This window comes from Williamsia sp. MIQD14, assembly GCF_051025635.1.
Lineage (GTDB): Bacteria > Actinomycetota > Actinomycetes > Mycobacteriales > Mycobacteriaceae > Williamsia_A.
The window spans coordinates 92,221-116,827 of record NZ_JBPFDG010000004.1 but is presented as its reverse complement, the minus strand read 5'-3'; the positions used below and the strand labels follow the sequence as shown (position 1 = coordinate 116,827).

General features: G+C 70.1%; 24 protein-coding genes. 10 read left to right on the top strand and 14 right to left on the bottom strand.

Translation table 11 applies throughout. From position 1 onward, the window contains the following. Nucleotides 1-20: 20 nt before the first annotated feature. Nucleotides 21-1,145, bottom strand: coding sequence for a succinyldiaminopimelate transaminase (gene dapC, locus ACQ7HM_RS15140; protein WP_434217081.1), 1,125 nt, complete (start codon nt 1,143-1,145; stop codon nt 21-23). Next, nucleotides 1,142-1,468 (bottom strand): ferredoxin, encoded by a 327-nt coding sequence (gene fdxA, locus ACQ7HM_RS15135; RefSeq protein ID WP_045823463.1) that lies wholly within the window; start codon nt 1,466-1,468, stop codon nt 1,142-1,144. The genes dapC and fdxA overlap by 4 nt, the downstream gene beginning before the upstream one ends. A 190-nt stretch (nt 1,469-1,658) precedes the next feature. Between fdxA and ACQ7HM_RS15130 the strand changes: the two genes are divergently transcribed. The 4 genes from ACQ7HM_RS15130 (at nt 1,659) to ACQ7HM_RS15115 (ending at nt 4,718) form a co-directional block, all read left to right on the top strand. Further along, nucleotides 1,659-2,873 carry a NupC/NupG family nucleoside CNT transporter gene (locus tag ACQ7HM_RS15130; RefSeq protein WP_434217080.1) on the top strand — a complete coding sequence of 405 codons (1,215 nt, stop codon included), beginning with the start codon at nt 1,659-1,661 and terminating at the stop codon, nt 2,871-2,873. Nucleotides 2,874-3,038: 165 nt separating this feature from the next. Next, nucleotides 3,039-3,611: a cysteine dioxygenase gene (locus tag ACQ7HM_RS15125; protein ID WP_434217079.1), complete on the top strand. Its 573-nt coding sequence runs from the start codon at nt 3,039-3,041 to the stop codon at nt 3,609-3,611. Nucleotides 3,612-3,663: 52 nt separating this feature from the next. Continuing rightward, nucleotides 3,664-4,035, top strand: a complete 372-nt coding sequence (locus ACQ7HM_RS15120) for a rhodanese-like domain-containing protein (protein WP_434217477.1) — start codon at nt 3,664-3,666, stop codon at nt 4,033-4,035. Next, complete coding sequence (locus ACQ7HM_RS15115) at nt 4,032-4,718, top strand: hypothetical protein (protein WP_434217078.1); 687 nt, start codon at nt 4,032-4,034, stop codon at nt 4,716-4,718. The genes ACQ7HM_RS15120 and ACQ7HM_RS15115 overlap by 4 nt, the downstream gene beginning before the upstream one ends. Here the strand turns inward: ACQ7HM_RS15115 and ACQ7HM_RS15110 are convergent. From ACQ7HM_RS15110 to typA, 7 genes are all read right to left on the bottom strand, one after another. Further along, a complete protein-coding gene (locus ACQ7HM_RS15110) occupies nt 4,702-5,331 on the bottom strand; it encodes a hypothetical protein (RefSeq protein WP_434217077.1) in 630 nt (209 codons plus the stop codon). The two genes, ACQ7HM_RS15115 and ACQ7HM_RS15110, sit on opposite strands and share 17 nt — an antisense overlap. Before the next feature lie 114 nt (nt 5,332-5,445). Further along, nucleotides 5,446-6,243, bottom strand: a complete 798-nt coding sequence (locus ACQ7HM_RS15105; protein ID WP_434217076.1) for a hypothetical protein — start codon at nt 6,241-6,243, stop codon at nt 5,446-5,448. A gap of 15 nt (nt 6,244-6,258) precedes the next feature. Continuing rightward, nucleotides 6,259-8,874 (bottom strand): bifunctional FO biosynthesis protein CofGH, encoded by a 2,616-nt coding sequence (locus tag ACQ7HM_RS15100; protein ID WP_434217075.1) that lies wholly within the window; start codon nt 8,872-8,874, stop codon nt 6,259-6,261. Nucleotides 8,875-8,905: 31 nt separating this feature from the next. Next, the gene (locus ACQ7HM_RS15095) at nt 8,906-9,274 is read right to left on the bottom strand and encodes a facilitated glucose transporter (RefSeq protein ID WP_434217074.1); all 369 of its coding nucleotides are present in this window, start codon (nt 9,272-9,274) and stop codon (nt 8,906-8,908) included. Beyond that, nucleotides 9,271-10,182 carry an N-acetyl-1-D-myo-inositol-2-amino-2-deoxy-alpha-D-glucopyranoside deacetylase gene (gene mshB / locus ACQ7HM_RS15090; RefSeq protein ID WP_434217073.1) on the bottom strand — a complete coding sequence of 304 codons (912 nt, stop codon included), beginning with the start codon at nt 10,180-10,182 and terminating at the stop codon, nt 9,271-9,273. The genes ACQ7HM_RS15095 and mshB overlap by 4 nt, the downstream gene beginning before the upstream one ends. Continuing rightward, nucleotides 10,179-12,110, bottom strand: coding sequence for an ABC transporter family substrate-binding protein (locus ACQ7HM_RS15085; protein WP_434217072.1), 1,932 nt, complete (start codon nt 12,108-12,110; stop codon nt 10,179-10,181). The genes mshB and ACQ7HM_RS15085 overlap by 4 nt, the downstream gene beginning before the upstream one ends. A gap of 17 nt (nt 12,111-12,127) precedes the next feature. Continuing rightward, nucleotides 12,128-14,038: a translational GTPase TypA gene (gene typA / locus ACQ7HM_RS15080; protein ID WP_434217071.1), complete on the bottom strand. Its 1,911-nt coding sequence runs from the start codon at nt 14,036-14,038 to the stop codon at nt 12,128-12,130. Between the two features lie 168 nt (nt 14,039-14,206). On the opposite strand from typA, the gene ACQ7HM_RS15075 reads away from it, so the two are divergent. The 3 genes from ACQ7HM_RS15075 (at nt 14,207) to ACQ7HM_RS15065 (ending at nt 17,234) form a co-directional block, all read left to right on the top strand. Next, nucleotides 14,207-14,386 (top strand): hypothetical protein, encoded by a 180-nt coding sequence (locus tag ACQ7HM_RS15075; RefSeq protein ID WP_434217070.1) that lies wholly within the window; start codon nt 14,207-14,209, stop codon nt 14,384-14,386. A gap of 150 nt (nt 14,387-14,536) precedes the next feature. After that, nucleotides 14,537-15,721, top strand: a complete 1,185-nt coding sequence (locus ACQ7HM_RS15070) for a DUF4185 domain-containing protein (protein ID WP_434217069.1) — start codon at nt 14,537-14,539, stop codon at nt 15,719-15,721. Nucleotides 15,722-15,935: 214 nt separating this feature from the next. Next, nucleotides 15,936-17,234, top strand: coding sequence for a DUF4185 domain-containing protein (locus ACQ7HM_RS15065; RefSeq protein WP_434217068.1), 1,299 nt, complete (start codon nt 15,936-15,938; stop codon nt 17,232-17,234). Between the two features lie 30 nt (nt 17,235-17,264). On the opposite strand, the gene ACQ7HM_RS15060 is transcribed toward ACQ7HM_RS15065, so the two are convergent. The 5 genes from ACQ7HM_RS15060 to ACQ7HM_RS15040 are packed head-to-tail and all read right to left on the bottom strand — an operon-like array spanning nt 17,265 to nt 21,934. Then, a complete protein-coding gene (locus ACQ7HM_RS15060; RefSeq protein WP_434217067.1) occupies nt 17,265-17,780 on the bottom strand; it encodes a PASTA domain-containing protein in 516 nt (171 codons plus the stop codon). Between the two features lie 12 nt (nt 17,781-17,792). Further along, nucleotides 17,793-18,203, bottom strand: a complete 411-nt coding sequence (locus ACQ7HM_RS15055) for a (deoxy)nucleoside triphosphate pyrophosphohydrolase (protein WP_434217066.1) — start codon at nt 18,201-18,203, stop codon at nt 17,793-17,795. Then, on the bottom strand, nt 18,200-19,258 hold the full coding sequence (locus ACQ7HM_RS15050; protein ID WP_434217065.1) for an ABC transporter ATP-binding protein: 1,059 nt from the start codon (nt 19,256-19,258) through the stop codon (nt 18,200-18,202). The genes ACQ7HM_RS15055 and ACQ7HM_RS15050 overlap by 4 nt, the downstream gene beginning before the upstream one ends. Continuing rightward, the gene (locus tag ACQ7HM_RS15045; RefSeq protein WP_434217064.1) at nt 19,255-20,988 is read right to left on the bottom strand and encodes an ABC transporter permease; all 1,734 of its coding nucleotides are present in this window, start codon (nt 20,986-20,988) and stop codon (nt 19,255-19,257) included. The genes ACQ7HM_RS15050 and ACQ7HM_RS15045 overlap by 4 nt, the downstream gene beginning before the upstream one ends. Further along, nucleotides 20,945-21,934, bottom strand: a complete 990-nt coding sequence (locus ACQ7HM_RS15040) for a thiamine ABC transporter substrate-binding protein (RefSeq protein WP_434217063.1) — start codon at nt 21,932-21,934, stop codon at nt 20,945-20,947. The genes ACQ7HM_RS15045 and ACQ7HM_RS15040 overlap by 44 nt, the downstream gene beginning before the upstream one ends. 149 nt (nt 21,935-22,083) lie before the next feature. Here ACQ7HM_RS15040 and ACQ7HM_RS15035 point away from each other — a divergent pair, with 149 nt between their 5' ends. The 3 genes from ACQ7HM_RS15035 to ACQ7HM_RS15025 all read left to right on the top strand — a co-directional run bounded on the left by ACQ7HM_RS15035 (nt 22,084) and on the right by ACQ7HM_RS15025 (nt 24,544). Further along, nucleotides 22,084-22,422: a 4a-hydroxytetrahydrobiopterin dehydratase gene (locus ACQ7HM_RS15035; RefSeq protein ID WP_434217062.1), complete on the top strand. Its 339-nt coding sequence runs from the start codon at nt 22,084-22,086 to the stop codon at nt 22,420-22,422. 226 nt (nt 22,423-22,648) lie between these two features. Then, nucleotides 22,649-23,485 carry an Rv1157c family protein gene (locus ACQ7HM_RS15030; RefSeq protein WP_434217061.1) on the top strand — a complete coding sequence of 279 codons (837 nt, stop codon included), beginning with the start codon at nt 22,649-22,651 and terminating at the stop codon, nt 23,483-23,485. 237 nt (nt 23,486-23,722) lie between these two features. Continuing rightward, nucleotides 23,723-24,544: a hypothetical protein gene (locus tag ACQ7HM_RS15025; RefSeq protein WP_434217060.1), complete on the top strand. Its 822-nt coding sequence runs from the start codon at nt 23,723-23,725 to the stop codon at nt 24,542-24,544. Nucleotides 24,545-24,607: the final 63 nt, after the last annotated feature.

Sequence of the window (24,607 nt, the reverse complement as noted above, 5' to 3'; positions counted from 1 at the left end):
GGAGTGCCCGGTCGGTGGGGTCAGTCGACGGCGACGGTGAGGCGAGCCGCGGCGGCGGCGATGCGTTCGTCGGTCGCCGTGAGCGCGAGGCGCACATGCTTGGTCCCCGACGGTCCGTAGAACTCCCCCGGCGCCGCGAGGATGCCCCGCTCGGCCAGCCACGCGACGGTGTCGCGGCAGGGTTCGTCGCGGGTGGCCCACAGGTACAGACCGGCCTCGGAGTGGTCGATGCGGAAACCGGCGTGGCGCACGGCCGTCGACAGCACGACGCGGCGGTCGAGGTAACGCTCGCGCTGCACGGCCACGTGGTCGTCGTCGGTGAGGGCAGCCAGCATCGCGGTCTGCACGGGGAACGGGACGATCAGTCCGGCGTGCTTGCGCACCGCGAGGAGTTCGGCGATCAGCGACCGGTCGCCGGCGAAGAACCCGGCCCGGTAGCCGGCCAGGTTGGAGATCTTCGAGAGCGAGTGCACCGCGAGCAGACCGGTGGTGTCACCGTCGGAGACCCGTGGGTCGAGGATCGAGACCGGCTCGGCGTCCCACGCGAGGCCCAGGTAGCACTCGTCGGAGATGACCACCGCACCCCGCTCGCGGGCCCAGGCGACGACCTTGCGCAGGTGATCGACACCGAGCACCGCGCCCGTGGGATTCGACGGCGAGTTGATGAACACCGCACCGGGATGGGCGGGTCCGAGCGCGAACAGCGAGTCCGAGCGGACGGGTCGGGCGCCGGCGAGCAGGACACCCACCTCGTAGGTCGGGTAGGCGACCTCGGGGATCACGATGTCGTCGCCGGGACCGAAGCCGAGGAGCGACACGACCGAGGCGATGGCCTCCTTGGTCCCGATGACGGGCAGGATCGACGACGCGTCGACATCGGCGATGCCGTAGCGGCGGATCAGGGCCGCGGCGGCGGCCTCGCGCAGCTCGGTCGTACCGGAGGTGGTCGGGTAGCCGGGGAATCCGGCGCCGTCGTCGAGGCCGCGGCGGATGACGTCGGCGATCTCGTCGACGGGTGTGCCGACCGACAGGTCGACGATGCCGTCGGGATGCGACGCCGCTGTGGCCTTGGCCTCGGCGAGGGTGTCCCACGGGAAGTCGGGCAGCGCTGACGCCACCGACCGCCGCGCGGTCTCGTCGGTCACTCTTCGGTGTTCATGGGTGGCAGACCCTTGATGAACGACGGATCGTTCGAGGTCTTGCCGACCTTGCTGGCGCCGCCCGGCGACCCCAGATCGTCGAAGAAGTCGACGTTGGCCTTGACGTAGGGCTCCCACTCGTCGGGGACGTCGTCCTCGTAGAAGATGGCCTCCACCGGGCAGACCGGTTCGCAGGCACCGCAGTCGACGCACTCGTCGGGCTGGATGTAGAGCATCCGGTCACCCTCGTAGATGCAATCCACCGGGCACTCCTCGACGCAGGCCCGATCCAGCAGGTCCACACACGGCTCGGCGATGATGTACGTCAACTCGGTCACTCCTTCACTCACGTGGTGCTCTACGCACTCGCGTCGCGGCACCCGCCGCACGACACCCGGCCTCCAGTATCCCGTCTGACGGGCCCACGGTCACATCCGGGGCGACGGATGCGGCGGGATCGTCGACGAGACTCGACGGAGTTACTGAGCTCAACTAACCGACAACGTCCAGAATGACCCCATGCACTACGTGATCGGGGTTGTCGGGCTCGTCGTGTTCCTGCTGCTCGCATGGTTGCCGAGCACGAACCGGTCGATGGTGCGTCACAAGCTGCGACCGATCGCGGTCATGCTCCTCATCGAATTCGTGCTGAGCCTGGCGCTGCTGAAGACCGGCGTCGGCACCGACGTCATCCGCGGGATCGAGCGCGGATTCGGCTACCTGCTGGGGTACGCCGCGGAGGGGACGAAGTTCGTGTTCGGCGACCTCACCGACGTCGACGCGAACCCCGCGACGTCGCCCCCGTTCCTGCTCAGCGTGCTGATGCCGATCGTGTTCGTCTCGGCGTTGATCGGGATCCTGCAGTACACGCGCATCCTGCCCCTGGTGGTCAGGATCATCGGCACCGCCCTGTCGACGGTGAACGGCATGGGCAAGCTCGAGTCGTTCAACGCGATCGCCTCGGCCCTACTGGGCCAGTCCGAGGTGTTCATCTCGGTGAAGAAGCTGCTGCCGGTGCTCCCCGCGCACCGGATGTACACCCTCGCCGCGTCGGCGATGTCCACGGTGTCGGCGTCGATCCTGGGTGCCTACATCCAGCTGATCGACGCGCGGTTCGTCATCACGGCGATCGTTCTGAACCTGTTCGGTGCGTTCATCGTGGTGTCGCTGATCAATCCCTACGAGCCGGCCCCCGACTCCGACATCGACACCCTCGTCACCGGCGGCGGACGGGCGCGTCAGTCGTTCTTCGAGATGCTCGGTGAGTACATCCTCGACGGGTTCAAGGTCGCGTTCACCGTCGGCGCGATGTTGATCGGGTTCATCGCGCTGATCGCGATGCTCAACGGCATCTTCTCGGGTGTGTTCGGCGGCACCACGTTCCAGGACGTCCTCGGCTACGCGTTCTCGCCGCTCGCCTGGCTGACCGGTATCCCGTGGGACGAGTCCGTGGCGGCGGGCAGGTTCATGGCCACCAAACTCGTGGCCAACGAGGTCGTGGCCATGCTGCAGCTGACCTCCGGCGACGACGACCTGTCGGCGCGGACGGTCGCGATCGTCTCCACCTTCCTGGTGTCGTTCGCGAACTTCTCCTCGATCGGCATCATCGCCGGGGCCGTGCGCAGCCTCGACGAGAAACAGGGCATCAACGTCGCCCGGTTCGGGCTGCGCCTGCTCTACGGCGCGACATTGGTGAGCTTCATCAGCGCAACCGTCGTCGGCCTCGTCGTCTGACCGGTCCAATCGCGACGTTCACGCGGCCTTCGAATCAGCGGTCCCCTAACCCTCGCCCGGACGACCCATCGGCGGGATGGTGCATGGGTGCTTCATCACCCCACCTCCCGACGCTGTCGCGGCTGAGATCCCCTCGCCCCCGACCCGCGTCCGAAGGAGCCACCGATGACCACGACCATTTCCCCGTTCACCACGTCCCCTCCCGCCGTGCCCGCGCGTACCCGCGGGCGGGTGCAGACGCGGGCCCTACCCACACGTCTGTGCCCGGCCGACCTGCTGCGGCTGACCGACCAGACCGCCGCCGACATCCTCGACGGCAGGCACGACACCGCGCTCCCGGAACAGTGGGACGACGTCGCGCGCTGGTCGACGCGGCTGCACTCCGACGACGACGTCGACATCTGGCTGATCAGCTGGACCGAGGGCACCTCCACCGAACTGCACGACCACGCCGGGTCGCTCGGGGCACTGACGGTGCTGTCGGGGTCGTTGACCGAGTCGCGGTGGACCGGACGCGGCCTTCGCGACCGGGTGCTCGACGCAGGCGATCAGGCCTCGTTCCCGCTGGGGTGGGTGCATGATGTGATGCGCACGCCGGGCACCGCACCGTCGGCCGACCCGACGTTGAGCGTGCACGCGTACTCGCCGCCGCTCAGCGCGATGAGCTACTACGAGGTCACCTCGGAGCATTCGCTGCGCCGGGTACGCACCGAGCTGACCGACGTACCCGAGAAGTGACCGACCGCCTCCCCGAAAGAGTGACCGGCACGATGACACGACACGAGACAGGCTGCACCAGGTGACGACGATCGACGACGTGCTCGCCGCGGCCCGCGCCCGCATCGACCGCCTCCCCGCCGAGAAAGTGGCCGACGAACTCGCCGCCGGCGCAATTCTGGTCGACATCCGACCGGCCGCCCAACGCGCGGCCGAGGGGGAGTCCCCGGACGCGATCCTCATCGAGCGCAACGTGCTCGAGTGGCGCTGCGACCCGGCGAGTGACGCCCGCATCGACGCCGCGGTCGACCACGACGTCCGCTGGATCATCCTGTGCCAGCAGGGATACACCTCGAGCCTCGCCGCGGCCGCCCTGCAGGAACTCGGGTTGCATCGCGCCACCGATGTCATCGGCGGTCACGAGGCGCTCGCCGCCCTGCGATGACGTCCACGGCGCCGCGGACGCTCGAGCAGGCGGCGACGCTGTCCTCCGCCGAACTACTGGCGCTGTATCGCGATCGGCCCGCGCCGACGATCGACGAGATCGCCGGCGAACACCCGAGTGCGTTCCCCCGCGACACCGACGGCGCCGCACGGGACTTCTTCGCACGGCAGGGCCGCGGGCACTGGCTCGGCAAGGCCTACAGCGCCCCGTGTCACGACACCGTCGACGGCATCGGCGAGGGCTACAACCTGTGGCGACGCCGGGACGCCGTGGTGCGCGCAGAACGCTTCGCGTGGCGCATCGAACCGTCGGCGATCGACGGCCGCGATGCCCTCGTGATGCGCTATCGGGCGTTCGGATCCGTCTCGGGCGCACTCGATCTCGCCGACGAGGTGCGCACACTCGTCCCGGGGTCGTTGTTCCTCGGGATCTACCACACGCGGATCGCGCTCCCGGGTTTCACCGGACCACAGCGCGGCCCACGCAGCGAGCCGGCGGTGTTCCTCCTCGGCCCCACCGCCGAGCCGTGGCGAGGCGTCGACGATCCGTCTCTGGAGACGGGACACCGGCCGATCGCCCAGGTCGCACTCGGTGCACTCACCGCGCCGTCGCGCACCCGCCCCTGGGTGGCGCGGGTGGCGCGACGGTTCGTGTCCGGCCCCGGGGTCAGCGACGGCCGCTGAAGAACGCGATGGCCGCGTTCTGCAGGCGCGGTCCACCGGCGTTGATCAGGCCGACCAGTGCGCCGGCACCGGCGCCGATGAGGATGCCGGGGATGCAGCCGACGATGATGCCGATGACGCACCCGACGGCCAGTCCGATACCCGCTCCGATGGCGGCACCGATGCCGGCGCCGGGTGCCGCGCGGTTCAGTTCGGAGATGAACCGTGACTGCGAACTCGCGTCGTGGCGGGGGAAGGCGATGGCACCCGCGTAGCGCTGCACCGAGGCATCGACCCGCGGGGTCACCGACAACGAGGTGGCCCCACGCGACAGGGTCGGCGCCAGGGCGAACTGGCGGTCGGCGACGCTGAAGGTGAGCGGCACCGACGCGATCTGGCGACCGGCGGCGTCGAGCACCGCGACCGACGAGCCGCTGTCGGTGATGCGGAACGTGCCCACGTCGAGAACGGTGGTGACCGTGCGGTTCTGGGTCGAGGTGGCGAACCCGACGCCCTGCTGGCTCGCGGCGACGAGCGGGGCGGGTGAGGCGTTCGCCGTGCCGCCGGCAACGGCGAGGGCCGCGGTGACGACGACCGCGGTGACGGAGGTGCGGATGATTCGCGTGAGGCGCATGACGTGACTCCTGGTCGGGACGTGACGATCGGGCATCAGACGCGGATCACACTACGCAATCAGGACGGATCGGACAGGGCGGACGCGACACCGATCCGTCCCTCGTCGGGATGCTCAGACGCGCACGGGGGCACGGAGGCTCGCCACCGCGGCCTCGGTCGCACGCCGTAGCGCCGACTGCTCCCCCACGTAGTCGGCGACCGCGCCGACCACGGGCAGTGCGCTCAACAGACGCCACGGTTGCCTCGGCGACGGGCGATGTGACAGGACATCGGTGATCGACCGCAGCAGGCCCACCACCGACCCGACCGACCGGACCAGACCCATCGGGCTGAGATCGCGATGCGGATCGGCGGCGACCTCCACCGCCTTCTCCACCCGCGCCACCCCGCGCGCGTCATCCCCGGTGGGCGTGCGCGACAGCACGACCCGCGAGTCGATGACCCGGTCGCAGAGGACCGCGATGAGCTGGTCAGTCTGATCGAAGCGGTCGTGTACGCCGTGCACACGCTGGACCGCGCAGATGATGAACGCCTGGTGGGCGAAGCCGAGCAGATCCTGGACGGGCAGACGGTCGGCGAGCGCTCCGAACACACCGGGGTAGGCGACCAGCGCGGTGCTCAGCCGTCCGACGCGGCCGACCCACCACTCGGTGCGCTGTTCGACGCTCCACTTCTCCCACGTCCGTGTCCCCGGGACCCCCGAGGAGTCGGTGAACCACTGCAGGGCTCGTGTGGCCGTCCCCAGCAGGGAGTCGTCTCCCGGGCGCGGGTCGAACGTCATCCGCTTGATGCCGAACGCATCCCAGTGCTCCACCGCGTCGAGCACCGGGTTGATCACGCCGGTGGCGGTGTGGAGGACCCGCGCGATGTCGTGGTCGGAGATCGTCGGGTGCGGCGATGTGGGGGCCATGGGTCTCCTGGCAGGTCAGGCCGCGGACTCGCGGCGCGCGTGCACGGTGGTCCGTTCGCGGGCGGGGCGCCCGATGGCGGTGGCGATCTCGCGCAGCTCGGCGACGGTCTTCTCCGACCCGTGCTGGGAGCCGGCCATGCGTGAGATCGTCTCCTCCATCAGCGTGCCGCCCAGATCGTTGGCACCGCCCTGCAGCATCACCTGCGTGCCCGCGGTGCCGAGCTTGACCCAGCTGGTCTGGATGTTGTGGATCCGACCGTGCAGCATCACCCGCGCGAGCGCGTGGACCGCACGGTTGTCGCGGTGTGTGGGTCCGGGCCGCGATGCGCCCGCGAGGTAGAGCGGCGAACTCTGGTGCACGAACGGCAGGGGCACGAACTCGGTGAAACCGCCTGTGCGGTCCTGGATCCCGCGCAAGATGTTGAGGTGACCCACCCAGTGTTTCGGGGCGTCGACGTGGCCGTACATCATCGTCGAACTCGAGCGCAGGCCCACCTCGTGGGCGGTGGTCACCACCTCGATCCACTCCGCGGTCGGCAGCTTGCCCTTGGTGAGGACCCAGCGGACCTCGTCGTCGAGGATCTCTGCGGCGGTACCGGGGATGGTGTCGAGGCCGGCCTCGCGCAGCGCGGTGAGCCACTCCCGGATGCTCTGGCCGCCGCGGGACGCGCCGTTGACGATCTCCATCGGCGAGAAGGCGTGGACGTGCATCGAGGGCACCCTGGCCTTCACCGCACGCACCAGGTCGGCATAGCCCGTCACGGGCAGTTCGGGGTCGATGCCGCCCTGCATGCAGACCTCGGTCGCCCCGGCCACGTGGGCCTCCCAGGCGCGGTCGGCGACCTCCTCGGCCGCCAGGGTGTAGGCGTCGGCGTCGCCCTTGCGCTGGGCGAAGGCGCAGAACCGGCAGCCGGTGTAGCAGATGTTGGTGAAGTTGATGTTCCGGTTCACGATATAGGTGACGTCGTCGCCGTTGACCTCCTTGCGCAACGAGTCGGCCAGTGCGACAAGCGCTTCGAGTCCGTCACCGTCGGCGGTCGCCAACGCCAGGTAGTCGGCGTCGCTGCACCCGGCCGGGTCGCGCTCGGCGTGGCGCAGCGCGGTCAGGACGTCGGCGTCGAGGCGCGCGGGTGCCTCATCGGACTTCAGTGCGAGCACCTGCTCGCGCACGGTGTCCCAGTCGCCGAACGCACTGCCGAGATCGCTGCGGGTCTCGGTGTTGCGGCCGTCGGTGTCGATCGCGGTGTGCAGGTCGACGCGTCCACTCGACTGCCAGTCCTCGTCGGGCTCCTGCCACGGACGACCGACGGGGATCACGTCGGCCGCCAGGCCGGTCACCGGGTCGGCCAGGGCGTGTACGTGCCCGGTGATCCGCGGGTCGATCCACGGCTGTCCCGCCAGCACGTACTGCGGTTGTGCCGCAACGCGTTCGGTGAGGGTGTAGCCGGCGGCCGCGGTGATCTCGGCGAGGGTGTCGAGGTTGGGCCACGGCCGTTCGGGGTTCACGTGGTCGGGGGTCAGCGGCGACACCCCGCCCCAGTCGTCGACCCCGGCACCGATCAGCGCCGCACACTCGTCGGCGGAGACGAGGTTCGGCGGGGCCTGGATGCGCATCGACGGGCCGAGCAGGACCCGGGCGACGGCCACCGCGGCGACGAACTCGTCGATGTCGGCATCGGGCACCGCCCGCATCGCGGTGTCGGACTTTGCCCGGAAGTTCTGGACGATCACCTCCTGGATGTGACCGAAGGCCTTGTGGGTCGATCGGATCTCGAGGATCGACTCGGCGCGCTCGAGGCGCGTCTCGCCGATGCCGACGAGGATGCCGGTGGTGAACGGCACCGACAGGCGCCCGGCGTCGACGAGAACGCGCTTGCGGACCTCGGGGTCCTTGTCGGGGCTGCCGTGGTGGCACTCGCCCTTGTCGGTGAACAGGCGCCGTGAGGTGGTCTCGAGCATCATGCCCATCGAGGGGGCGACAGGCTTGAGTCGCGAGATCTCCTGCCAGCTCATCACCCCGGGGTTGAGATGCGGCAGCAGACCGGTCTCCTCGAGAACGCGGATGGAGGCGGCGCGGACGTAGTCGAGGGTCGAGTCGTAGCCACGCTCGTCGAGCCATTGCGCGGCCTCGGGCCAGCGGTCCTCCGGCCGGTCGCCGAGGGTGAACAGCGCTTCCTTGCAGCCGAGTTCGGCTCCGCGGCGGGCGATGTCGAGGACCTCGTCCATCTCGAGGAACGGTCCGTGGCCGTCGCGAGCGAGCTTGCCCGGCACGGTGACGAACGTGCAGTAGTGGCAGCGGTCGCGGCAGAGCCGGGTCAGGGGGATGAACACCTTGCGCGAGTAGGTGACCTGGCGCTCTCGCCCTGCGGCCACCAGGCCGGCGTCGCGCACCCTCGCCGCCGAGGCACACAGGTCGGCGAGATCGTCACCGCGGGCCGCGAGGAGGACCGCGGCCTCGTCGGCGTTGACCGTCGCGCCGTCGCGCACACGACGCAGCGCGCGGCGCATCGCCGAGGCGGTCGGGGACGGTTCGGGGGTCGTCGCCGTGGTCGCGACGGCGTCCGGGAAGCTCGGAGCGGGCAGAGCGGTGGACTCATGGTGTTCGGAAGTCACCTGACGATCATGCGCCATTCGCCGCCGACGGAGGCGATCGAGGCCACCATCACCCTCGCGCCACGGGCAGCCGACCGCTCCAGGACAACACCACGGGGATCCCGACACCCACCGCCACCAGCAACAACGTCCGCCAGTCGCCGAAGAGCAGCGCGTCACCGCCGGGACCGCCGAGCAGGCCGACGGCCACGGCCAGCAACCAGCCGGCGAGCGGCAGGAACCGCAGCGATCCGGTCCCGAGACCTGCGGCCAGCCAGATCAGCAGACCGTTGACCGCGCCGCCGACGACCGCGGTGATCGGCATGGGCACCGAGCCGACGTAGGAGTTCACGAACGCGAGCGACAGCAGACCGACGACGAACCCGTCGACCGCGAGCGCGCCGAGCAGCAGTCGATCCCGGGTGTCCACGGTGCTCACGACTCCCGCGTCGACGGCCCGAAGAGATCGTTCTCGCGGCCGCCCGGCTCGGTCGGTTCGAGGTCGCCGTCCACGAGGATCAGGTGTTCCTCGGCGAAGATCGGCTGCAGGATGTCGTTCGACAGGGCGTATTCGGTACGACTCGGCGACACCGTGACCTGGGTGGCGTGCGCGGCGAGGGCGTCGACCTTGCGGTCGAGGACCGTGCTCACGTCGACGGCGGTGGTGATCTCGTCGTCGCGGTACCGGGGCAGCTCACCGTCGTGCGGCATCCGCCACCCGTCGGGCACGCGGTCCGCGGCCGCGGCGAGACCCTGCGCCAGTGCCGACGCCTCGGTCACCGACCAGTAGTGCTTGGCGACCGACCATCCGCGCTCGCGGGCCTCGGCGACGGCGGCGCCGCAGATCAGGTGCACCGTGAGGTGGTCGGGGTGGCCGTAGGTGCCCGCGGGGTCGTAACCGACGACGACCTGTGGTCGCCGCGCCACGATGACGTCGGCCAGCGCCGCGACCGGTTCGGCGATCGGGGCACCCACGAACGCCCGCGGGTGCGACGCCGACGGCGCGCCGGCCATGCCGGAGTCGCGCCACCGGCCCGCGCCGCCGAGGAACAGCGGTGCGAGCGGCTCGGCGCCCTCGGGACTCAGGGCGGCCAACGCGCGGGTCAGCTCGGCGATGCGGTACCCCCCGAGTTGATCGGCGCCGCCGTCGGCGGCGAGCATCGCCCACTGCTCACCGATGACCTCGCCCTCCTCGCCGAGCGTGCAGGTCACGACGGTGACCTCGGCACCCTCGTCGAGATGGCGGGCGATGATGCCGCCGGTCATGATCGACTCGTCGTCGGGGTGGGCGTGCACCACCAGCAGGCGCTGCCCGGCGCGCGATGCGGTGCGGTCGGAGATGCTCATCGGTCGCTCAGCCGCCAGCCGCCGGTGGCGCCGAAGATGGTCGTCCCGACGGGTCCCTGCAGCGGGACGTCGCGGACGCCGGGTCCGATCGCGGTGAGCATCGAGTCCTGATAGACGGGCAGGTAGACGTGTTGTTCCGCGATCACCTGGGCGGCGGTCCGCAGATCGGCGATCGGGTCGACCGATCCCATCGCGCGGGCGGCGAGACCGACCAGCGTCGGGTCGCACAGTCCCGACACGTTGCTGGGGAAGCGCACCTGATCACTGTCGTTCTCCGCGCCCTGATCCGGGGTCGAGGTCCCGGCGGTGGTGGTCGGCACCGACGACGGCGTCGCACTGCCGGAGGCCGACGCCCCGGTGCCCGAGGCGGGGGCGGCGTCGGTCTGGTCGCATTCCACGGCCGAAGCGAGTCGCGTCGCGGGGGCCACCGACGCGGTGCGCCAACCGACGACGAGGTCCACGTCGCCGCCGGTGAGTGCCGGGCCGTAGAGCTCGGTCGACGTCAGCGCCCGCACCTCGGTGGCGATGCCCGCCGACCGGAGCTGGTCGGCGACGCTGTCGGCCGCGGCGCGGGTGCGGACGTCACCGGCCACGACACCGACTCGCACGCCCAGCGTGGAGCCACCGCGCTGCAGCGGCACCACACCCGTCGGCAGGGTCGGTCCGGAGTTCGCGTCGGTCGTCGAGGGTGTCGTGGTGGTGGTGGTGGTGGGCGCGGTCGACCCGGCCGGGGAGCCGGTCGACGATCCGCCACCGGTGGGGCTCGTCGACACCGCGGACGGCACCGGGAGGTATCCGGCCGACGCCAGCAGAGACGAGATGGTCTCCGGGGACGGACGTGCCGTGTCGACCGCCACGTAACCGGGGTCGGTGGGGGCGAGCACGGCACCGGAGAACGGGGTCACGGTGGACTCCCCCGCGCTCGCGTCGACGAGGACCTGCGGATCGATGATGCCGAGCACCGCCTGCCGCACCGCGGGCACCGACATGGTCGAGGTACGCGTGTTCACCGTGACGCCGAGCGAGCGGCCGACCGGGGTGCGCCCGATGGCCACGCCGGGGATGGCGCCCAGCGTGCCCGCCACCGCGGGCCCACCGGCGAGGGCGACGACGCGGGTGTCGGTGGACCGGATCGACTCGGCGAGCTGACTCGCGGTCCCGACGCGGTGCAGCACGATCTGGTCGACCACGGCCGGTGTCCGCCAGAAGCGGTCGTTGCGTTGCAGCCGGACCTCGTCGCGGCTGGTGTCGATCACGGTGATCGAGTAGCGCCCCGCCGAGACCGGGAGACCGACGTCCATCCCGGTCTGGAACCCCTGGGGCACACCCCGGAGCACATGCGACGGCAGCATCGCCGAGAACAGTTCACGCCAGGCCGGGTACGGCGTGCGGAACCGCACCACCGCCTCCTTGCCGCCGGCCCGGGAGGCGACGTCGTCGATCAGTCGGTATCCGGCGGGGGCGATGGTGCCGGGTTGCCGCGACATCTGCTGCCACAGGTAGGAGAAGTCGTCGGCGGTGACCGGGAGCCCGTCGGACCACTGCGCGTCCTGCGCGATGCGGTAGGTGACGGTGAACGGCGACTGGGCGGTGACCTCGGCGCTGTCGAGGACGGAGGTGTCCAGCGCCCACGACACCCCGCCCGGACCTGCGGTCGGGGTGAAGGCGCTGGGCAGGGTCATCGCCGCCACGGCCGCGGTGACCGGGCTCTGGTCGGCCGACAGGTGCGGGTTGAGGCCCACACCGATGCTGTCGGTCGCAACCGAGATGGTCTGCCCCTGCGGAACGTCGGTGGCCGGGGGCGGGGTCTCGGACTGTTGGACCGGTGGTGGCGGGTCGGCGGTGCACGCCGCGGTCGAGAGCACCGCGACACAGCCGAGCACCACCGCCCACCTGGGCGCGCGCCTGCGCATCGCTGCGACGTCCACCGCCACCGGCCTCGAGATCAGCTGACGCTCTGGTTGCGTGCCTTGGCGCGCGAGCGCTCGCGACCGCGGGCGGTCGCATCGAGCTCCACCTTGCGGACGCGGACGACCTCGGGGGTCACCTCGACGCACTCGTCGCCGGCACAGAACTCCATGGCCGCCTCGAGATCGAGCTGCATGGGCTTGGCGAGGGTCTCCATCACGTCGGCCGAGGACTGACGCATGTTGGTCAGCTTCTTCTCGCGGGTGACGTTGATGTCGAGGTCCTCCTGGCGCGGGTTGATACCCACCACCATGCCCTCGTAGGCGTCGGCGCCGGGCTCGACGAAGAACGTCCCGCGGTCGGCGAGCTGGATCATGGCGAACGGCGTCACCGAACCGGAGCGGTCGGAGACGAGCGAGCCGGTGTGGCGGGCGCGGATCTCCCCGGCCCACGGGGCGTAGCCGTCGAAGACCGCGTTGGCGATGCCGGTGCCGCGGGTCTCGGTGAGGAAATCGGTGCGGAAGCCGATGAGGCCGCGCGAGGGCACCACGAACTCCATGCGGACCCAGCCGCTGCCGTGGTTGGTCATCTCGCCCATACGTCCCTTGCGGGCGGCGAGGAGCTGCGTGACCGCGCCGAGGTACTCCTCGGGCACGTCGACGGTGAGGTGCTCGAACGGCTCGTGCAGCTTGCCGTCGACCTGACGGGTGACCACCTGCGGCTTGCCGACGGTCAGCTCGAAGCCCTCACGGCGCATCTGCTCGACGAGGATCGCCAGGGCGAGCTCGCCTCGACCCTGGACCTCCCACGCGTCGGGGCGGCCGATGTCGAGGACGCGCAGCGACACGTTGCCGACCAGTTCCTGGTCGAGGCGCGACTTCACCATGCGCGAGGTCAGCTTGTGTCCCTTCACTCGACCGACGAGCGGCGAGGTGTTGGTGCCGATGGTGACCGAGATGGCCGGCTCGTCGACGGTGATGCGCGGAAGGGCGACCGGGTTCTCGAGGTCGGCCAGGGTGTCGCCGATCATGATCTCGGGCATGCCCGCGACGGCGACGATGTCTCCGGCGACGGCCTTCTCGGCCGGGGTGCGCTCGACGCCGACGGTGGCGAGCAATTCGGTGATCTTGGACCGCTCGATGACCGGTGCGCCGTCGACCTCGCGCATCCACGACACGGTCTGTCCCTTGGTGAGGGTGCCGTTGTGGATGCGGACGAGCGCGAGGCGGCCGAGGAAGGCCGAGGCGTCGAGGTTGGTGACGTGGGCCTGCAGCGGGGCGTTCACGTCGCCCTTGGGTGCGGGGACGTAGCTCATCAGCACGTCGAAGAACGGGTCGAGGTTCTCGCCCTCGGGGACGTTGCCGTTCTCGGGCGCGACGGTGCTGGCGATGCCCGCGCGACCCGATGCGTAGAGGACGGGCAGGTCGAGCGCGAGCTCGGCGGCCGCGGCGGCCTCGTCGTCGACGTCGGAGGCGAGGTCGAGCAGCAGATCGTGGCTCTCCTCGACGACCTCGGCGATGCGGGCGTCGGGACGGTCGGTCTTGTTCACCAGGAGGATGACGGGCAGCGACGCGGCAAGGGCCTTGCGCAGCACGAAGCGGGTCTGCGGCAGGGGGCCCTCGGAGGCGTCGACGAGGAGCACGACACCGTCGACCATCGACAGCCCGCGCTCGACCTCGCCACCGAAGTCGGCGTGGCCGGGGGTGTCGATGACGTTGATGATCACCTCGGTGCCGTCGGGCTGGACCCGGTGCACCGCGGTGTTCTTCGCGAGGATGGTGATGCCCTTCTCGCGCTCGAGGTCGCCGGAGTCCATCACACGGTCGACCACTTCCTCACGCTCGGTGAACACACCGGATTGGCGAAGCATCGCGTCGACCAGGGTGGTCTTGCCGTGGTCGACGTGGGCCACGATCGCGACGTTGCGGAAATTCGGAACAGCAGTCACTGAGGTTTCTTTCGGGTGATGGACTCGAGGGTCACGGCATGTAAGGGGGTCACGACATGGAAAAGAAGGCCGGAGTGGTGCGCGACCGCACACCAGGGTATCGGTACCGCGGATGAGATGACGCTCACGCCCGTGGCGCAAAGGTAAGGCTCTGCTAACCTGGCACTCGTGTCGAAGAAGATCACGCCGACGACGCTGCACACGGCGAAGTCCAAGAAGAAGTGCTGCCGCAAGTCCATACGGTGCACCAGCTGCCCCGTCGTGCTGCACCGTCTGCGCAAGATCGACGCCGACGAGTTCACGAACAAGCAGTTCTCCAAAGCCCTCAAGAAGGCGCGCGCGGCCTGACCTTGCCGGCCGAAGTCCCCCGCGGAGCCCGTTCGCCTGGGTAACATCGCGCCGAGGTTCATCGGGGAGGGTTTCACCGTGCGTTCACGTTCGTTTGTCGCTGTCATCTCGTCCGCTTGTCTGACCGCGTCCCTCGCGGCGGCGATCGGCGTGTCCTCACCGGCTGCCGCGGCCCCGTGCGGCAACAAGGGCATCTTCGGCTCCAGCCTCGCGTTCGGCAGCAGCTTCGGCGGGCTGCTGGGCAGCCGCAGCGATCAGAAACCGTTGCCGCGCATCAGCACCGGCACCAGCCGCACCGTCGGATGGGTGACCGGCGCACTGTCGAACAACCGCACCGACAGCCGCTTCGGGATCTCCGGGACCGATCTGGGCATCTCGTGGGACAACGGCTCGGGGCAGACCCTCATGGCCTTCGGCGACACCTACGGCGACTGCAACGCCCCGGGCCAGCAGTGGCGCCACAACACGATCATGCGGACCTCCGACACCGACCCCGACAACGGACTGACCGTCGGCTTCGGCGTCCCCGGCGACATCCGTTCGGGCGCATCGGTGTCGGCCGCCGCGCCGCGTACGGCGTCGGAGGCCGTCGGTTCACCCGGCGTGCCCGGTGTCGCGATCACCTCCATCCCGACCGCGGCCATCGCCATCAACGGCGTCCAGTTCATGAACTACATGTCGGTGCGGTCGTGGGGCGCGGCCGGACGGTGGGTGACCAACTACTCGGCGATCGCGGTGTCCCGCGACAACGGGCAGACGTGGACCACGGCACCGAACACCGTGCGTCCCAATCTCCCCACGCCGTCGCCGGGGGTGCGCGTCGTCGACGACAGCAACGGCAAGTTCCAGCAGAGCGCCTACGTCGACGGACGCGACGGCTTCATCTACCAGTTCGGCACGCCCAACGGCCGCTTCGGCGCGGCCTTCCTGGCCCGGTTCCGTCCTGCCGACATCCTCGACCTCGGCAGGTACGAGTACTTCACCGGCGACAAGAAGACGCCGTGGTCGCCGGACAAGACGAAGTCGAACGCCGTGGTGCGCGAACCGGTCGGCGAGTTGTCGGTGGCGTGGAACGCCCGCATCGGGCGATTCGTGATGCTCACCGGCGACGAGAACCGGGGGTCGATCACCCTGCGCACCTCGCGGTCACCGCAGGGCCCCTGGAGCGGCCCGACCACGTTGCTCTCGTCGCGGCAGCTCAGCGGGGTCTACGCCCCGTACATCTACGCCGGGACGTCGCCCGACAGCCCATACCTCTACTTCACGGCATCACGCTGGCAGGACTACAACGTGATGATGATGCGCACGGATCTGTCGCTCATCCCGGTTCCCTGAGCCGTCCGCGCGCGTCGATCACCCGGCCCGCCGTCGATTCGTGCTGTCGGCCATAACGATCCGGTGACCGTTCGGCCGCAAACCGCCTCCGGGATTCGCGCCCTGTACAGGTGTCGGGGATAGTCGGCGAGTAAACCCCATCAGTCTCATCAGTCACACGCGCACCACCCTCGGTGTCGAAACGTGGCGTGGGGACTCGCCTCCGAGGAGCGTCATGCCCGTACTGCGCCGCAGTGCCGTCCTGTTGACCACCGTGTGCACCGCAGCGGCGACGCTCGCCGGTGTCGGGCTGGCCGGCACCGCCACGGCGGCACCGTGCGGCAACGCCGGACTGCTGGGATCGAGCCCGTTGGGCAACGCGATCGGCAGCGCGTTCGGCAGCTTCGGCAGCAGCGGCGGACCCCTCCTGGGCAAGAGCAGCGCGCAGGGACCGCTGCCGACGGTGAACGGCGGCAACACGAAACCGGTCGCGTGGGTGACCGGCGCGAAGTCCCCGAACAACACCGAGGCACACTTCGGCATCTCCGGCACCGACCTCGGCATCGCGTGGGACAACGGCTCGGGGCAGACCCTGATGGCGTTCGGCGACACCTTCGGCAACTGCAACGCCGCCGGCCAGCAGTGGCGACACAACCTGATCCTGCGCACCACCGACACCAACCCGGCCGACGGCGTCACCATCGGCAACGCCGTCCCCGGCGACGTCCGCTCGGGTGCCGTCGTCGGTGCGGCGACACCGACCTTCGCCACCGAGTCGATCCCCGCGCTCGAGATCGCCGGGGTCGAGGTGACCACGATCCCGACCGCGGCCATCGCGATCGACGGCAAGCAGTACATGAACTACATGTCGGTGCGGCAGTGGGGCGGACCGGGCCGGTGGGTCACCAACTCCTCGGCCATCGCGGTGTCGAGCGACAACGGACAGACCTGGGCATCGCAGCCGCAGACGGTGCGCCTGAACCTGCCGGTCACCGTCCCCGGGGTCGAGCAGGTCGATGACAGCAACGGCAAGTACCAGCAGAACGCATACCTGCGTGGTCACGACGACCCGTACATCTACCAGTACGGGACACCCAACGGTCGCTTCGGCGCGGCCTTCCTCTGCCGCTTCCTACCCGGGAACATCCTCGATCTCACGAAGTACCAGTACTTCACCGGCGACACCGACCCCGCCAAGACGTGGTCGCTCGACACGACGAAGTCGAAAGCCGTTGTCACCGAACCGGTCAGCGAGTTGTCGGTGGCGTGGAACAACCGTCTGAAGCGCTACGTGATGCTCTACGGCAACGAGACGACCGGCAACCTCGTGATGCGGACCGCGACGACGCCGCAGGGTCCGTTCAGCGCCCCGACCACCCTGCTCACCAGCGCGCAGCTCGGCGGTGTGTACGCGCCCTACATCTATCCGTCGAACGGCGGCAACGATCAGTACCTGTACTTCACCGCCTCACGGTGGCTCGACTACAACGTCATGATGATGCGCACCGACCTGTCGCAGATCCCCGTCACCTGATCGGCGCGGAGCTGCGGCACGGCGGGTGCCCTAGCAGGGGTTCGGTTCGTCGTTCTTGACCACCGACAGCACCGCGTCACCCTCGCCGATGCGCGCACCGGCGGCCGGTGACTGCGCGACCACGATCCAGTTCCGGTCGAAGATCTGCGCGCGGCCCGCTCCGGTCGCGTCGCGGCTGCGCGAGTAGAAGACACCGCTGCGCTGGATGAGGTCCTGGGCCGCCTGCAGATTCATGCAGACCACCTGCGGCATGATGCCCTCGCCGGACGTCGCGCTCGTCGACCGCGGGACGTCGGGGGTCGAGGACGTCGTCGGCGGCGGGGTGGTCGAGGTGGTGCTCGGGGCGACGGTGACCGTCACAGGCGGCGCGGCGACCGGATCATCCGACCCGCCCGTCCCCACCACGACGGCGATCACGATGACGAGCAGTATCACCGCCGCGCCCAGGATGATCCAGGCACCGGTGTTCGGTGTCCGGCTAGGGGGTTTCGCGAACGGATCGGTCTCGTCGCCGTGGTCGAACCCACGCGTCGGGGGCAGGGACATCGTCGGTGATCCTCACTGGGGGTCTCGCGCGTCGAGCAGCGCGAGGAGGTCGGGAAGCCACGCGGTGTCGGCGGGGACCACCGCTCCGGTTGCGGCCAGACTGCTTAATTCGTCGGGGTCGACCCATCGGATCGCCAGATGTTCGGTGGCCGTGGGGGTCCCGGCGCGCAGCTCGCAGCGCCACGCGAGGAGGTCGACACCCGGTGCCACCTGCACGCGGCCGCCGATCGCCTCACCGACGGTGACCTCGATGCCGAGTTCCTCGACCAGCTCCCGGGCGAGCGCCACCTGCGGTGACTCCCCCGGTTCGACCTTGCCGCCGGGCAGTTCCCACAGACCGGCGAGCTCGGGTGGTCGGGAGCGTTGCGCGACGAGCAGTCGCGCGCGGTCGATCACCGCGCCGGCCACGACGATGCGCGTCATCCGATCACCGCGACCCGGTCGGGATCGATGGCGACACGGAGGGTCTCACCCACCGCCACGGCGAGGGTCGACACCGCCGACACGGTGAACCCGTCGTCGAGGGTGACCGTGAGCAGGTGGTCCTCGGGCAGTGCCGCGACACCGCGCACGGTCGCGGGCACCCCGCGATCCGCGCCGCACACCGTCACCGATCGCGGCCGCAATCCCACAGCGACGTCGATGCGACGTCCGTCGTCGACGAGTCGTTCGTCGATAAGCCGATCGTCGACGGCGACGGTCCCCAGCACGGTCTCCACCGCCGCCGAACCGGCGTCGTGGACGAGCCGTCCCTCGACGATCGTGGTGCACCCGACGAAACGGGCCACCCACTCGTCGACCGGACGACGCCAGATCGTCTCGGGCGCACCGGATTGCACGATACGGCCGTCCGACATGACCGCGATCCGATCGGCGACGACGGCGGCCTCCTGGTGATCGTGGGTCACGAGGATCGCCGGCGTCCGCGCGGCACGCAGGATCTCGGCGATCTCGACGGCGAGTCGCTCGCGCAGTCTGCGGTCGAGTGACGAGAGCGGTTCGTCGAGCAGCAACAGCCGTGGACGTGGTGCGAGTGCCCGGGCCAGCGCGACACGTTGGGCCTGTCCGCCGGACAGGTCGGTCACCGCACGGTCGGCGAGACCGTCGAGACCGACGAGGTCGAGCAGTTCGGTGACCCGCTCGGCGGTCGACGCGCGAGACCACCGCCGCGTACGCAGGCCGTAGGCGATGTTCTGTCCCACCGTGCGTCCCGGAAGCAGCTGACCGTCCTGGAAGACGACGCCGAAGTCGCGCCGGTGGGTCGGTACCGCGGCGAGGTCGACACCGTCGAATCGCACGCTGCCGCCGGCGATCGGTTCGATCCCCGCGACCGCCCGGATGAACGTCGATTTCCCGCAACCCGACGGTCCGAGGAGTGCGGTCACCGGTGCCTCGGCGGTACCGATGTCGAGATCGATGCCGTCGATCACCACGTCCGAACCGTAGGTGACACGCAGTGACCGCACCTCGAGCGTCACAGGTCACCACCCGACGTCGTGCGGAACGACTCCATGACGACCACGGCGACCACGGTCGCGGCGATCATGAGGACCGAACACGCCATCGCGGTGGCGAGGTTGTCGGCGCCGGGCCGATTGAGCGCCGAGCCGATCAGCACCGGCAACGTGGTGGTCCCCGGCCGGGCGAGGAACCCCGTCGCCCCGAACTCCCCGACGGCGATGATGAAGGCGAACGCCCCCGACGCCGCCAGCGGACGCCAGATGAGCGGCAGATCGACCGTGCGCCACACCCGCCACGGACAGGCCCCCAGGGTCGCGGCCGCGTGGCGCAGTCGCGGCGGGATGGCGGCGAGCGCGGGGGCGATCACGCGGATCACCACCGGCACCGCGATCAGACCCTGCACGGCGGGGATGAGCCCGGGCCACGACGCGACGCCGGCGGGCAGCGAGGCCAGCACGATGAGATAGCCGAAGCCGACGGTCACCGCGCTCACACCGAGCGGGACCAACGCGAGGACGGACCCCACGGTGGCCGCCACCCCGCGGGCCCGTTGCAGCGCGATCGCGGCGAGCAGACCGATCACCACCGACAGCACCATCGCCCACAGCGCACTGACGACGCTGTACTGCAGTGTCTGCACAGGGGTCTCACCGTTGACCGCGCGGTTCAGCGAGCGATAACCCGACAGCGTCCACTCCCCGCCCGCGGTGGGTCGCAGCGATCGGACCACGACCACCGACAACGGCCCGGCCAGGACGACCACCGCCCAACCGACGACGAGGGCGGCCATCGCCCGCGAGACCCGACCGCGCGCCCGCGCCGAGGCCTCCCGTGCGACGACCGCCACGGTCCGTGGTGTCACCAGCCCGGAGATGGCGACGACGACGATCACCACGACGACCTGCAGCAGCGACAGGGTCACCGCGGCGGGGAGATCGAAGTAACCGATCGCCTGGGTGTAGACGGCGGTCTCGATGGTCTGCCACCGGCCGTTGCCGAGGATGAGCACGACGCCGAAGCTGGTGGAGCAGAACAGGAACACCAGCGCCGACGCCGACAGGATCGGGACGACCAGACGCGGCAGCACGACGGTCGTGAACGCGCGCCACGGCGTCGCGCCGAGGGTGCGGGCGGCCTGTTCGGCGCGGGGGTCCTGCGTCCGCCACGCCGAACCGACCACACGCACCATGACGGCGACGTTGAGGAAGGCGTGGGCGGCGAGGATGGAGGCGACGCTCCCGTCGAGGCCGAGTCCGGACAGCGGCCCGCCGGAGGAGACGAGGGCACGAAAGGTCATGCCCACCACCACCGTCGGCAGCACGAACGGGACGGTCACACCCACCATCAGCACGGTCGAGGTGCGGGCACTGCAGGTGGCGACCAGCCAGATGATCGGCGCCGCGACCAGCAGGGTCAGCACCGTCGACGCCGCGGCCTGCGCCAGGGTGAACCCGAGCAGACCCCAGGCGTCGGTGCGCCGCGCGAGGCCCAGCACACCCTCACCGTCGGAGACCCCGACCGCACGGACGACGAGCGCACCGACCGGCCACACGAAGAAGACCCCGATGAAGACCAGGGGGATCACGGTGAGGATCGCGACGACCCGGCGGTTGCCGGGATCGCGCGTACCCCGACGGCGGACCGGCCGCAGCCGTCCGGCGCCGGTCACCGCACCGGCCGTGACCTCCTCGGTGGCCGTGACGTCAGCGCCCCAGGATCGAGCGCCACTGCTTTTGCCAGTCCTCACGGTTGCGAGCGATCGAGGCCGCCGACAGGTCCACCGTCGACGTCGGCAACGGTGCGTACTTCTGCCACGTCTCGGGCAACGTGACCCCGTCGCGGACGGGATAGACGTACATCGAATCCGGCAGCGCCTGCTGGACCTGCGGACTCAGCATGAAGTCGACCAGCTTCTTGGCCCCGTCGGTGTTGGCCGCCCCCTTCAGGACCCCCACGTACTCGACCTGTCGGAAGCAGCCGTCGAGCAGCGCCTTCGTCGCGGGGTTCGCCGCGGGTGACGATGCGTACGACACGACGATGGGCTTGGGACCCTTGCCCTCACCGCCGGAGAACTGCTGGTTGTACCCGGTCTCCCAGCCCGACACGACGGTGACGTCATTGGCGCGCATGGCGCGCCAGTAGTCCTGCCAGTCCGACGGGTTCGCCGCGATCGTGGCGAGCAGGAATCCCATGCCCGGCGACGAGGTCGCAGGATCCATCACCACGGTGTCGCCGCGGTAGCGGGCGTCGGTGAGCTGGTCGATCGAGGTGGGGGCCGGGATGTTGCGCTGCGCGAACCACGCCGTGTCGACGTTGACGCAGACGTCGCCGCGATCGACGGGCGTCAGTTCGTCCTTGCCGCCGCTCAGGGCGTACTGCGTGGCGCCGCCGGTCAGTGCCGGTGAGCGGTAGGGCTCGAGGGCGCCGGCATCGACGGCACGCGAGGCGAAGGTGTTGTCGATGCCGTAGACAGCGTCGGCCTTGGGACGCCCCGGCGTCAACGACACCTCCGAGGTCAGCTGTCCCGCGTCACCCGACTGCGACACCTTCAGCTCGAGGCCGGTCTGCTTGCGGAAGTCGGCGATCACCGCATCGGGCAACACGAAGGAGTCGTGGGTGAGCAGCGTGACCGACGCTGTCGAATCGGAGTCGCCGCAGGCGGTCGCCACCGACGCGGTCAGCACTGCACCCATCACCACGATCATCGCGTTGCGACACCACCGCTGCACCCCGTCCGGCCTCCTCCATAGCCCCGGCCGACGACACGGTGTGTCGGGCGCGGAGTCGTTCCCTCGCGATCTAACCAGCCCGCCGCAGGCGGAGCGGGGTGCACCATGGCTACATGGCTTCCGACAGTGACGAACCGACCTCGGGGCACACCTCACGACCTCGACCCCTCTCGCCGGACGAGATCGACGAGGCGCGCCCGACCCTGCCCCGGTGGGAGTGGGGCGACGGCGTGATCCGCAGGTCGATCGAGGCGCCGTCGTTCGCCGAGGCGATCGAGTTCGTCCGACGGGTGGCCGAGGTCGCGGAGCGACGCGACCACCATCCCGACATCGACATCCGCTGGCGCGCGGTGACGCTGGCCCTGAGCACACATTCCGCGGGTGGGTTGACCGCCCTCGACCTCGAATCGGCGCGGGAATACGACGCCCTGGCGGCGGAGCTCAGTGTCTGAACCACCGGTGTCGATCGTGTGTGCAGCGCGTAACAATCGCATCACCAGTCACAAGAGTCACTTCAGTATCACGCTAAGGTCCCTGGACGGTTGTCGACACGCGGTGACCGCCTAGACTCTCCCGCGGCGCCTCTCGAGGTCGCCCACGGGGACGAGATTCGATGGCCACCACCGAGACGGTGGCGCGGCCACAGACGGGAAGTACCACGCTGTGAAGGGTGTTCTAGTGCGAAACGCAGGCGCGCGTCCCGGGTCGTTGACCCGCCGGGCCGTCTACACCACGGCGGTCGCCGTGATGACCGCCCTGGCCGTACCGTCGGTCGCCACCGCAGCCCCGGTCGCCGCACCTCCGGCCGTCGGTCAGCCGAAGGTCGACCAGCAGACGCTCGACTCGGTCGGCGCGTTCTTCCCCGCGATCATCGGATCGGCCGCCACGCCCGGCCCCGACGGCAAGGCCAACCCCGCGCTGATCTCGCAGGCCACCGCACTGGCGAACGCCAAGGGCGTCCCCCCGCAGGTCGGGGCCATCTGGGATCAGGTCGTCGGCTTCCTGAACAACACCACCAAGCCGTCGCAGGTCGCCAAGGTCGCCGCCGCCAACAACAAGGCCGCCGGCAACGACCCGATCATCCCGACGGGCCCCAACGCCCCCAGGATCCAGCAGTTCCTCTACCCCACCATCGGTTTCGGGTGCACCCCCGCCGGCAACTCGGTCGGCACGGCACTGGTGACCGCCGGACCGCAGGCAGCACCTGCCCCCGGCCCCGCCCGCGGACAGGCCGGTTACGTGTACACCAGCCTGGGTACCGGCCCGGCCGTCGACAACGTGCGCAACCCGTTGATCGCGATCTGGATCAACATCGACACCGGTCGCACCGGCCAGATCAACCTCAAGCGCAACGAGAAGATCAACGCCGTCAAGGGTCCGGGCACCTTCACCGCGATCGCGAACACCGGCCGCGGCCGCGTTCTCTCGGCGATCTACGGCGCGGTGACGACGAAGAACAGCAACCGCGTCAACAGCTGCACCATCGTGCCGACCGTGGGTCTCTCCTACATCTGACGCGCGAAACAGACGAACTCACCCGCCACGGCACACGCCGTCGGCGGGTGAATTCTTGTGGGCAACTGCCACATTCGTTGGAAGGCCAGGGCGAAACGCGGTTGGGTCCCGTTCGCGTCTCATAACGATCACATGCCTTGCCGCCCCGCGGACGGCCGTGCAACTGTTCATTTGTACCCCCCTGGCCACTCTCGTCACATCCCGGCGCGTCGACCGACGACCTCGCCGGGAACGGCCATGAGCTTCGAGGAGCCCGACCCCATGCCGATCACCCCACGCGCGCGCCGCGCATCCCTGCGCATCGGTCTCGCCGCCGCGTTCAGCGCGGCGACCATCGCGGTGGCGGCCGCCCCGGCCGGCGCCGCGCCCGCCACGGTCCCCGCCGGCCAGACCACGCCCATCGACTCGGTCGCCGCGGCCGCGCTGTCCGCGCTGACCGGCAATTCCACTGTGACCCAGCAGCAGACCCCGACCGCGTCGGGTCAGGACATCGGCGCCCTGCTCGCCCAGGCCAACGACACCCTGCGCAAGCTCGGCATCCAACCGTTCCTCAACCCGTCGGTGGCGTTCAACTGTGTCGCGCCGACCTCGACCAATCCGTTCGGGCTCGCGCCCGCGGTGGGCGGCGCGGTCGCCGGGCCGTACTCGGCACCGGGACTGCCCGCGCTGCCGATGATCAACGGGGTCGACCCGAACATCGTCAAGAGCGGGGAGACCCTCTACGGTTTCGTGCCCGCCGGCATCACCCCCGACGCGAACACCGCGGGCATGCAGGTCGCCTGGTTCAACATCAACTCCGGCAAGGGTGGTTTCGCGCAGATGGGTGACGCGGCGCAGACCATCATCGATCGCTACCTCGCCGGCGTCCCGGCCGGACCGATCCGCGACGTCGCCGTGGCCACCGTCAAGACCGTGCTCACCACCATCGCGCCCGCGGGGACCCGCCTCGCCCCCGTCGCCACCGGCAAGGGGACCGTGCTCTCAGCGGTGTTCGGAACGGTGAACAGCGGCGGACGCAGCTGCTTCTTCCTCCCGATGGTGGGCATCACCAACGCCTGACCCACACAATCCGACGACGACGGCCGGTCGAGGGCGGTGCCCTCGGCCGGCCGTCGTCGTGTG